We start from the raw sequence: 11,783 nt of genomic DNA, 5'->3' as shown, positions 1-11,783 counted from the left end.
TTACTTCTTATGGATAATTGTTAATCCGTCCCGCAGGGGAAGGATTACTTTTTCTACGCGTGTATCATGTGCTACATGTTCATTGAAAGCCTTGATGCCAATGGTTTGCAAGTCATTATTGCGGGGGTGTTCTTCCAGCACATGGTTATCCCACAAGGTATTATCGGCGATAATATAACCTCCGTCAGAAAGATTGGAAAGCACCATCTCGTAATAATCAACGTATTTCCGCTTATCTCCATCGATAAAAGCCAAATCGAACGTTATGCCCAACTGCGGCACTAATTGCAACGCATCACCAATGTAGAGTTTTATTTTATTCGCATACTCAGAACCTTCCAACCACGGACGGGTAAAGTCTTCCTGCTCATCATTGATCTCAAACGTGTACAACATGCCGTCTTCCGGTAAGCCTTCGGCAAGACAAAGAGCAGAATAACCGCTATATGTCCCTATCTCCAGAATACGATGAGGACGTATCATTTTAACAAACATCTTTAGCATCCGCCCCTGTAAATGGCCCGATGCCATACGCGGATAAAGCAATTTAAGGTGTGTGTCCCGATAAAGAGCCTTCAGATAATCTCCTTCATCGTCAATATGCTGCAAGATATATTCGTCTATGGTCATAGAAATGAAGAATGAAGAATGAAGAATCAGGCTATACTGCACAAAAATTCTTCATTCTTCATTTTTAATTTATTATTTATTAAAGGTATCTGTTTTTATTGGGTAATACACTTTCTTCCGCATACTTCAGAGCATCTCCCACTACATTAATTTCGAGGAAAGAAGTATGTGTTCCGGCTTTACCGCTACTCAGATAACCCACCATATCAGATTCTGATAAACGGCCTTCTTTCAGCAGACGACGCAGAGCTGCGAAATAGTATTCCTGACCGTTAGCAAGTTCCGGCATGTAAATAGCTTCCACACCGTAAGAAAGTGCCAGATGGCGCATTGTCTTTTCCTTATAGCAGATGGCCAGCACCGGATATTTACCACGGAATGCAGCAAGGTTGCGGGCAGTACGTCCACTGTAACTATCAGTGATGATCGCACGTATCTTCAACTTCGAAGTAGCCTTTACAGCTTGTTTCGCCAGGAAGGCAGTCACATCGTTGCTGTTCTCATCCAGTGGAATACGGATATCGTTATCAGCCAATTTATCTTTTTCTGCCTGTGCAGCCACCTTTGTCATAGTCTTCACGGCATCCAACGGATATTTACCATACGCCGTTTCACCGCTCAGCATCAAAGCATCCGTACGGTAATAAATAGCATTCGCAATATCTGTTACCTCTGCACGGGTAGGACGCGGATTGGTAATCATTGTATGAAGCATCTGCGTAGCCACAATTACCGGTTTCTTTGCCAGGATACATTTACGAATCAGCAAACGCTGAATACCCGGAATACGCTCTTGGGGGACTTCGATACCAAGGTCACCACGAGCCACCATCACACCGTCAGCCACTTCCAGGATTTCATCAATGTTATCAACGCCTTCCTGATTCTCTATCTTGGCCACGATACGGATATCACTGTTATGAGCATCCAGAATTTCCTTTATATCCAGAACATCCTGTTTATTACGCACAAAAGAATGAGCAATAAAGTCGATGTCTTTCTCAATGGCATAAAGAATATTGGTACGGTCCTTTTCCGTCAGAGAAGGAAGATTGATACGTACTCCCGGCACATTTACGCTCTTACGACTTCCCAAAGTAGCATCATTCTGTATCTCACATACCAAATAATCTTCCGTTTTATCCACAACAATCATTTCCAGATCACCATCATCAATAAGGATGTGTATGCCAATGGCAACATCGTGCACAAAGTTAGGGTAGGAAACGGAAATACATTCACGGGTAGTTTCCAGATCTGGATCACCTACGACTTTCACTCTGTCACCGACTTTGTAAGCGATAGGATCGGCACAGATGGTAGTACGCACCTCCGGACCTTTAGTATCCATCAGGATAGCTATACGGTTGGACACCGCACGCACATTATTTATCAGCATCTCCGAACCTTCGCGGCCGAGATGTGCCGTGTTCATACGCACCACATTCATACCGGCTTCAAACAAGCCTTTTATAAAATCAACATCGCAACGCTTATCAGAAATGGTTGCAACGATTTTTGTCTGTTTCAATAACATAATCTTATACCTATTTTTGTTTAATTACAAATCATGAATTACGAATTACTCGTCGCCGGTCAAGGCTTCGAGCGCCAGGCGGTAAGAGTTCAATCCGAAACCGCAGATAACGCCTTTGCAGGCGCAAGCTATCATAGATACATGACGGAAAGCCTCACGAGCATGCACATTAGAAATATGTACCTCGATAACCGGAGAAGTCACTGAACGGATAGCATCCTGCAAAGCAATGGAAGTATGGGTGTAAGCACCTGCATTCAGGATAATTCCGTCTACATCAAAACCGGTTTGCTGAATCTTGTCTATCAGCTCTCCCTCGATGTTCGACTGGAAATAGTCTATTTGTATATCAGTATACTTCTTACGAAGTTCGACAAGGTAATCTTCAAAAGTAACACTGCCGTAAATGGAAGGTTCACGTTTGCCCAGCAGATTGATATTCGGGCCATTAATAATTTGTATCCTCATAACACAATTTTTTATACCTTTGTTCCGGAACTATAGCTCCGCAGCAACTCCGTAAGAAGTCCGTACCTGCTCCGTAGTAAGTCCGTAGCAGCTCCGTATCAGGTCCGTAGTAAGTCCAAGCCTATAGACACGGAGCAGATACGGGGCAGATACGGATCGGATACGTTCCGGAAAACATTCAAATTCAGGGAACAAAGGTAGAAAAAAGAAATGAAATTAGACGAAAAAACAATAAATAAGGAGAAAGAAGCACTGATTATCAGGAAGTATCAGCAGTATCTAAAGTTAGAAAAAGCACTTTCTGCCAATACGCTTGATGCCTATCTGACCGATCTTGATAAATTGCTGCGTTTTTTGAAAGCAGAGAATATTGATATGCTGTCAGTCACTCTGGACGACTTGCAACGTTTCGCTGCCGGCTTGCATGACATCGGCATTCATCCCCGCTCCCAGGCACGCATCATGTCCGGAATAAAATCATTCTTCCACTTCCTGATTATGGCAGACTATCGGGAAGATGATCCCAGTGAATTGCTCGAAGGTCCTAAAATAGGTTTTAAACTACCGGAAGTACTAACCGTAGAAGAAATAGACACCATCATAGCTACTGTAGACATGAGTAAAAAGGAAGGCCAGCGCAACCGGGCCATTCTGGAAACTCTATACAGCTGCGGACTGCGCGTCTCGGAACTTTGTAATCTGAAGCTGTCCGAGCTCTATTTCGATGAAGGTTTTATTAAGGTGGAAGGAAAAGGCAGCAAACAACGATTAGTCCCTATTTCCCCACGTGCCATCAAAGAAATAAAATACTGGTTGCTCGACCGTAATGTTGGTAAAATAAAGAAAGGATTTGAAGATTATGTATTCCTTGCCCGCTGGGGAAACAGTATCTCCCGCATCATGGTTTTTCACCTAATAAAGGAGTTGGCGGAGAAAGCCGGTATCACCAAAAATATCAGCCCGCACACCTTCCGTCATTCCTTCGCTACCCACTTGCTGGAAGGAGGCGCGAACCTGCGTGCCATACAATGTATGCTGGGACACGAGTCCATCGCAACAACCGAAATTTATACCCATATCGACCGGAATATGTTGCGGAGTGAGATCATTGAACACCATCCAAGGAACATCAAGTACAGAAAAGAGACAGGATTTCATTAAATTATAATAAAATTGGCTATTCCTTTCAGATTGTGCCGGGAGATTTAATATCTTTGCGAGGCTATTATCATGTGGTAATAGGCACTAAGAGAAACCAATAGACTAATTTCAATTACAAACAATTAATTTATACCTAAAATGACTAAGAGATTGTATCTGCCTTTGTTAATGGCACTGGTTGTTGCACTTTCATCTTGTAGCAGCAAAATGGGTGAATTATCTTCTGATTATTTCACCGTGACCCCTCAGGTTCTTGAAGCTGTTGGTGGCAAAGTTCCCGCCACTATCAACGGAAAATTCCCTGAAAAGTATTTTAACAAGAAAGCTGTAGTAGAAGTAACTCCGGTTCTGAAATGGAACGGTGGAGAAGCTAAAGGACAGTCAGCCGTATTCCAAGGAGAAAAAGTAGAAGGTAACGACCAGACCATCTCATACAAGATGGGTGGTAACTACACTATGAAGACTTCTTTCGATTATGTTCCCGAAATGGCAAAATCAGAGTTATATCTGGAATTTAAAGCCACAATCGGTAACAAAACAGTAACTATTCCTGCTGTGAAAGTAGCTGATGGTGTGATTTCTACCTCTGAAATGGTTGAGCAGACGCTGAGCAGCGCTACTCCTGCCAACGGTGACGACGCTTTCCAACGTATCATCAAGGAGAAACACGATGCTAACATCATGTTCTTGATTCAGCAAGCTAACGTCCGTGCCGGTGAATTGAAGACCGCTAAGGAATTCAACGAAGAAGTGAAGAACGTAGACGGTGCTGTTAACAAGAAGATCAGCAACATCGAAGTTTCTGCTTATGCATCTCCTGATGGCGGTGTAAGCTTGAACACTAAGTTGGCCGAAAACCGTCAGGACAACACTGCAAAGGTTATCAACCAGAACTTGAAGAAAGCAAAAATTGACGCTGCAATCGATACAAAATATACTGCTCAGGACTGGGAAGGTTTCCAGGAATTGGTATCTAAATCTAATATCCAAGATAAAGAACTGATCCTTCGCGTTCTGTCTATGTATTCTGATCCTGAACAAAGAGAGCAGGAAATCAAGAACATTTCTTCTGTTTACAAGAACTTAGCTGACGAAATCTTGCCGCAATTGCGTCGTTCTCGTCTGACTTTGAATTATGAAATCATTGGTAAGTCTGATGATGAAATCGCTAATCTGGCTAACACAGATGCTAAGCAGCTGAGTCTGGAAGAATTGCTGTACGCAGCTACTCTGACTAATGATCCGGCTAAACAAGAAGTAATCTTCACTAAAGCTACTCAGATTTATCCGAACGACTATCGTGCTTACAATAACTTAGGTAAACTGGCTTACCAGTCAGGTAACCTTGACAAGGCTGAAAGCTACTTCAAGAAAGCTGCTTCTATCAAGGATGCTCCTGAAGTTAACATGAACCTTGGTTTGATCGCTTTGACGAAAGGTGATAAAGCCGCTGCTGAAACTTACCTGAGCAAAGCTTCCGGTGCAAAAGAACTGAACGAAGCTCTGGGTAACCTGTACATCGCTCAAGGTCAATATGACAGAGCTGTAAGCGCATTCGGCAACACGAAATCTAACAGTGCCGCTTTGGCTCAGATCCTGGCTAAGGACTACAACAAAGCTAAAAATACTTTGGCAAGTGTAGAAAAGCCAGACGCTTATACTGAGTACCTGATGGCTGTATTAGGTGCAAGAACTAACAATTCTTCTATGGTTACCAGCAGCTTGAAGAGCGCTGTAGCTAAAGATTCTTCATTAGCTAAGAAAGCAGCTTCTGATCTGGAATTTGCTAAGTACTTCACGAATGCAGATTTCATGAGCATCATTCAGTAAGAAGCTCTTCACTAATTACGATTAGTGATTTTAAGTAGTAAATAAATAAATATCTGTAGAATGCCCGGCGTTGAGAAATGTCGGGCATTTCTTTTTTATTATCTGCAAAAGCCGTACTTTCGCAAAAAAGTATTTAGAGATGAAGAACGTCTGTCTATTATATCTTCTATTAATCGGCCTCTCTGCCTGTGGTGGAAAGAAGACCGATAGTATCAGCCTCAGTGGAGAAATCAAAGGATTGGGGAATGATACCATCTATTTATATGGTGCGGACAGAATGCATGACCGCATGGATACACTGATTGCCGAAAAAGATAAATTCTCCGCGACACTTTCTGCTGATACGTTAGTCACCACAATCTTATTATTCAGTGATGGAACGGAGTACCCGCTTTTCCTGAATAAAGGAGATAAAATACAAATAAAAGGCTCCATGGCCGAACTATCCTCTTTACAAATCAGCGGCAATGCCCCTAATAAAGAATTAACAGACTTCAACCAGGACCTGAAAGGCTTGGGTACCCCGTCCGGAAAAGCTTTGGAAGAAAAAGCAGAGAATTTCATTACTGAACATCCTGCTTCATTAGTCAGTATCTATCTGCTTGATAAATACTTTGTGCAAAACCCTCAACCCGATTTGACACAAATCCAGAAACTGGCCGACCGGATGACCGGAGAACTGAAGGACCGTCCCTTTATGGATGCATTGCTGAAGCGGATTGAAGAAGAAGAAAAGGTAGCTGTAGGGAAATCGGCGCCCTACTTCCGACTACGCAATGCGGAAGAAAAAGATATAAGTCGCTCCAACTTTAAAGATCAGTACCTGCTCATACAGTTCTGGGCTTCGTGGGATACGGTCAGCCGTGCAAACAATGCCATGTTCCGCCGTATTTATAAGAAAGAGCAGAAGAATAAGAACTTCGCGTTGCTGGGCGTTTCTCTCGATCTTGATAAAAAGAAATGGCAGGAAACCATCAAAGCAGATACGCTGAAATGGGAACAAGTCTGTGATTTCTCCGGCTGGAGCGGAGAGATTATCAAACAATTTGCCATACAGACGCTTCCTACCAATATACTTCTCAGTCCTACGGGAAGAATAGAAGGTAAAAATCTGGATGAAAAAGCAATTGAGAACAAGCTAAAAGAGATTGCTGAAAAAGAAAAGGAGAAATCACTCACCACTAATCACTAATAAACACGTGCTAATCAAAGTTTTCGGAGCGGCTGTGCAAGGCATCGACGCAACTCTCATCGCCATCGAAGTAAATAGTTCAAGAGGTTGTATGTTCTATCTTGTCGGACTACCGGATTCGGCCGTCAAAGAAAGCCACCAACGTATCATTTCCGCGCTACAAGTGAATGGATACCGGATACCTACCAGCAATATCATCATCAATATGGCACCGGCTGATATCCGCAAAGAAGGTTCCGCCTATGACCTCCCACTTGCCATTGGTATGCTTGCCGCCGGAGAAGTAATCCAACCGGATAAGCTGAACCGCTACCTGATGATGGGCGAACTGAGCCTTGACGGTAGCCTGCAACCCATCAAGGGAGCTCTGCCCATTGCCATCAAAGCACGTGAATTAGGATTCGAGGGAATCATAGTACCCAGACAGAACGCTCTTGAAGCGGCTGTAGTCAATCAGATTCAAGTATATGGAGTTGAAAACATCAAAGAGGTAATAGAATTCTTCAATGGGAAGCAGGAACTCACTCCTACCATCGTCAACACCCGCGAAGAGTTTTATGCACAACAAAGTAGCTTTGATCTGGACTTCGCAGATGTAAAAGGACAGGAAAACGTAAAACGTGCACTGGAAGTGGCAGCGGCAGGGGGACATAATATTATTCTGATTGGTGCCCCGGGAAGCGGAAAATCCATGCTTGCCAAAAGATTACCATCCATTCTTCCCCCGCTGTCCCTGGGAGAGAGCCTTGAAACTACAAAAATACATTCTGTGGCAGGAAAACTGCAAAACAATACGGGGCTTATTTCAAAACGCCCGTTCCGCGATCCGCATCACACCATCTCCACAGTAGCCATGACTGGTGGAGGCAGTTACCCACAACCGGGAGAAATCAGCCTTGCCCATAATGGTATTTTATTTCTGGACGAATTGCCGGAATTCAATCGCAGCGTACTGGAAGTCCTCCGCCAACCGCTGGAAGACCGAAAGATCACCATTTCCCGTGTGAAAAGCAATGTGGAATACCCTGCCAGTTTTATGCTGGTAGCCTCTATGAACCCATGTCCTTGCGGATATTACAATCATCCGACAAAAGCTTGTGTATGCAGTCCGGGACAAGTACAAAAATACCTGAATCGTATCTCTGGTCCTCTACTTGACCGCATCGACCTACAAATTGAAGTAGTTCCTGTACCTTTTGAGAAAATGTCCGATGCACATCCGGGAGAAGCAAGTTCCATCATACGGGAGCGTGTAATCTCCGCCCGACAAATTCAGGAAAACAGATATGCAGATATTCCGGGCGTTTACTGTAATGCACAAATGAGCAGCAAACTACTTTCCCTATATGCTCGTCCGGATGACAAAGGTCTTACCTTACTAAAAAATGCGATGAACAGGCTTAATCTTTCCGCCCGTGCCTATGACCGTATACTAAAAGTGGCACGTACCATTGCCGACCTTGAAAACAGTGACCTGATACAGCCCTCACATTTGGCAGAAGCCATCGGATACAGGAATCTGGATAGAGAAGACTGGGCGGGATAATCCAGAAAAAAACAATAGTTCACTATTTTCCCCCTAATTTGCATCATTTTCTCCCTAACTATAACTTCATTGGCTTAGATTTGCAGTAATCAAAATCTAAAATACTATGGAGGCAAAGACATTATCCCGTTTTTTCCCAAAGTTGTCACTTATAATAAAGGACAACATGGAACGACCGCCTTTATTCTTTACATTACATCTATCCAAAGATAGTAATATAAAGCAAATATCCTTTTGTCTTCCATTCATCTCAACTAATTGTATATCAAAATGTTACAATAATCTTGTAATACACTTGAAATATATCTGTAATAAGTACAGCCTACTTTTGCAGCCAGAATAATATTTATAAATATACAGAAGAAGAGAACATAATTTATAACTAAAACTTTATTTTATGCTGAATGTACAATTAAAAAGAAAAAGGACATTTGCGCAAAGCGTGCTCTTTGTAGTGTTCTTGCTAAGTAGTACCTTAGCATTTGCCCAGAACAAGGTTACCGGTACTGTTACAGACAAATCCGGTGAGCCATTGGCAGGCGTCAATGTATTAGAAAAAGGCACCACCAATGGTTGTATCACCGATCTTGACGGTAAATACTCTATAGAAGTGAAAAGAGGGCAAACCCTCATATTTACTTTCATTGGCTTTACTAAAAAAGAGGTTCAAGTGAACCAAAGCGCTATTAATGTAATAATGGAGGAAGATTCCCAAACATTAGATGAAGTAGTAGTAGTGGGATATGGTAGCATGACGCGTAAGGATGTTACCAGCTCTATCACAACAGTGAAAGCAGATGATTTGAACGTAGGTGTCTACACTAATCCGGCGCAACTGCTACAAGGAAAAGTTCCGGGATTGACCATTGCCAATACCAGTGACCCTAATGGCTCGGCATCTATCTCTCTGCGTGGTACATCTTCTTTACGCGAGGGTGCAGCCATGGAACCATACTACGTAATCGATGGCGTCCCGGGCGTCAGCCTGTCGCTTATTGCTCCGGAAGACATTGAAAGCATCGATGTTCTTCGTGATGCCAGTGCCACAGCCATCTATGGTTCAAAAGCCGCTAATGGTGTAATCATTGTCACCACCAAGAAAGGTAGCAAGAATGGTAAAACCAATGTAAACTACAGTGGTTATGTAGCTATAGATAATACTTTGAAAACTCTGGACATGATGAATGCCAGCGAACTTCTGGCCTATGCCAACGCAAATAATGTCGACCTTTCCCCCTACTACGATGTAAACAACCCGGCCGACACCAATTGGCAGGATGAAGTATTGCGTTCCGGTTTCAGCCACAATCATAATATCTCCATCAACGGTGGCAATGAAAAAACCACCTATAGTGCATCTCTCAACTACATCGACCGAGAAGGTGTTGTGAGAGGAACTTCAATGGATCGCATCACAGCCCGTTCTTTCTTGCAAACCAAAACTCTGAAAGATCATCTGGATTTGTCGGTTAGTGTAAATGCAAGCATAACCAACAAACAAACGGCCTCAACCGAAAATCAGGGACGGAGTGTACTGGATGCCATGTACTATTACAATCCGCTGGTTCCTGTAAAGAATGCAGACGGTTCCTGGTACGCTAATACAAGTATCTCACAAAGTTATAACCCGCTGTCAATGGTCTATGAAGATCAGTACAAAACAAAAGAGAAAATGTTGCAAGGTATTGCCAAAGCAACCCTTCACATCATTGACGGACTAGATTGGAATCTGAATCTTTCTTATCAAAACGAACAGTATATTTACAGTAACTACAATACTACACAGTCACAACTTCCCAACATCTCTTCCCGCCACGGTCAGGCTTCACGCAGCACCAAGGAAAACATCAAGAAGCAGATGGAAACTTACGTCAATTATGACCATGTATTTGCCGACAAACACAAACTGGGTTTGATGGCCGGTTACTCTTGGGAGCAGAACGATGATAATGATGGCTTCGGCTTAACTGTATACAACTTTTACGACGATTACCTGAAATATTACAATATGGGATTGGCCAACAATATGGATATTGACGGTATTAATAGCGACAACAAACTTTCAACCCTGCGCATGATTTCATTCTATGGCCGCGTAAACTACAGTTTTAACAGCAAGTACCTGTTCCAAGCTACCATACGACGCGATGGTTCTTCCGCTTTCGGCAAGAACAACCGCTGGGGTACATTCCCTTCCGTATCATTGGCATGGCGCATTACAGAAGAAAATTTCATGAAGAATCAGAAAGTGTTTGATGACCTGAAATTCCGCATAGGCTATGGTGTAAGCGGTAACTCACTGGGATTTGACGCCTATACCGCACAGCAAACTTACGGTGCATCGGGTTGGTTCACTTACGTGGATCCCGTCACAGGATCATCCTCCAGCTACCGTACACTGGCCGCTACCAAAAATGCTAATCCAGACCTGAAATGGGAGCGTACAGGCATGTTCAACGTCGGTATTGACTTCGGATTCTTCAACAACCGACTGACCGGTACCATCGAATACTACGACAAGCGCACAAAAGATCTGATCTTTGATTATACAGTTTCTACCAACCGTTATCCTTACGGCACAATGACTGCGAACGTAGGTGAGATTAGCAACAAAGGTATCGAACTGACTATCAACGCCACCCCTGTAGTAACAAGAAACTTTACCTGGAGCACTACTTTGAACATTTCACACAACAAAAATAACGTGGAATCGCTGTCTAATGATACTTACTCAGTAAATTACAAAGACTATGGTAACCCGGATTTGGGAGGTTATGCCACCACTAACGTGCAACGCCTGATGCCTGGTAGTCCTGTAGGACAGTTCTACCTTTGGGAATGGGCAGGATACAACGAGGCAGGCGGTTCCGTCTTCAACGACTATGACGAAGACGGCAATCTGGTAGGCACCACCGATTCTCCTAACGACGGCGACCGTCGCAAGGCAGGTTCCGCACAACCCAAAGTAACCTTCGGGTGGAACAATACTCTCAACTATAAGAATTGGTCACTGACCGCCTTCTTCCAGGGCATTGCAGGAAACAAGATTTTCAATGCCACACGCGCTTTCTACAATAACGTAACTCTGCTCAATACAGGTAAGAATATCTTAAGCGAAGTGGCTACCATGCAAAAGGCTACCGATACACGTGCACAAGCTCCTTCCGACCGTTATATCGAGAATGGATCTTATCTGCGTCTAGCCTCTTTATCATTGGGCTACGATTTCGGTAAACTGGGCGACTGGGTAAACAGCCTGAAAATTTATGCTACCTGCAACAATGTGTTTACATTGACCGGCTACAAGGGCGTCGATCCAGAAATCAATCTTGGCGGTTTACAGCCGGGTATCGACTGGCGTAATACCACTTACCCCCGTACCCGCACCTTTATGTTTGGTGTAAATATTAACTTCTAAT

Annotated in this window: 8 protein-coding genes; 5 read left to right on the top strand and 3 right to left on the bottom strand. The window is 43.4% G+C overall.

Features of this window, described 5'->3' with window-relative positions:
- The 3 genes from K429_RS0112240 to aroQ form a co-directional block, all read right to left on the bottom strand.
- Complete coding sequence (locus K429_RS0112240; protein WP_007211773.1) at nt 1-630, bottom strand: O-methyltransferase; 630 nt, start codon at nt 628-630, stop codon at nt 1-3.
- 79 nt (nt 631-709) lie between these two features.
- Nucleotides 710-2,167 carry a pyruvate kinase gene (gene pyk / locus K429_RS0112235; protein WP_007211772.1) on the bottom strand — a complete coding sequence of 486 codons (1,458 nt, stop codon included), beginning with the start codon at nt 2,165-2,167 and terminating at the stop codon, nt 710-712.
- A 45-nt stretch (nt 2,168-2,212) separates the two neighbouring features.
- Complete coding sequence (gene aroQ / locus K429_RS0112230; RefSeq protein WP_026367104.1) at nt 2,213-2,635, bottom strand: type II 3-dehydroquinate dehydratase; 423 nt, start codon at nt 2,633-2,635, stop codon at nt 2,213-2,215.
- Nucleotides 2,636-2,845: 210 nt separating this feature from the next.
- Here aroQ and xerD point away from each other — a divergent pair, with 210 nt between their 5' ends.
- The 5 genes from xerD (at nt 2,846) to K429_RS0112205 (ending at nt 11,782) form a co-directional block, all read left to right on the top strand.
- Nucleotides 2,846-3,796 (top strand): site-specific tyrosine recombinase XerD, encoded by a 951-nt coding sequence (gene xerD / locus K429_RS0112225; protein WP_022209448.1) that lies wholly within the window; start codon nt 2,846-2,848, stop codon nt 3,794-3,796.
- 138 nt (nt 3,797-3,934) lie between these two features.
- On the top strand, nt 3,935-5,626 hold the full coding sequence (locus K429_RS0112220; RefSeq protein ID WP_007219254.1) for a tetratricopeptide repeat protein: 1,692 nt from the start codon (nt 3,935-3,937) through the stop codon (nt 5,624-5,626).
- A 139-nt stretch (nt 5,627-5,765) separates the two neighbouring features.
- Nucleotides 5,766-6,818, top strand: coding sequence for a TlpA disulfide reductase family protein (locus K429_RS0112215; protein ID WP_026367103.1), 1,053 nt, complete (start codon nt 5,766-5,768; stop codon nt 6,816-6,818).
- A gap of 7 nt (nt 6,819-6,825) precedes the next feature.
- Nucleotides 6,826-8,364, top strand: a complete 1,539-nt coding sequence (locus K429_RS0112210; RefSeq protein WP_026367102.1) for a YifB family Mg chelatase-like AAA ATPase — start codon at nt 6,826-6,828, stop codon at nt 8,362-8,364.
- 397 nt (nt 8,365-8,761) lie between these two features.
- The gene (locus K429_RS0112205; protein WP_026367101.1) at nt 8,762-11,782 is read left to right on the top strand and encodes a TonB-dependent receptor; all 3,021 of its coding nucleotides are present in this window, start codon (nt 8,762-8,764) and stop codon (nt 11,780-11,782) included.
- The last annotated feature ends 1 nt before the right edge of the window (nt 11,783 follow it).

The sequence above is a fragment of the Bacteroides sp. 14(A) genome (genome assembly GCF_000526555.1).
GTDB classification, from domain to species: Bacteria; Bacteroidota; Bacteroidia; order Bacteroidales; family Bacteroidaceae; genus Bacteroides; species Bacteroides cellulosilyticus.
The sequence above is the reverse complement of the archived record's forward strand: the minus strand, read 5'-3'. Positions and strand labels throughout refer to the sequence as shown.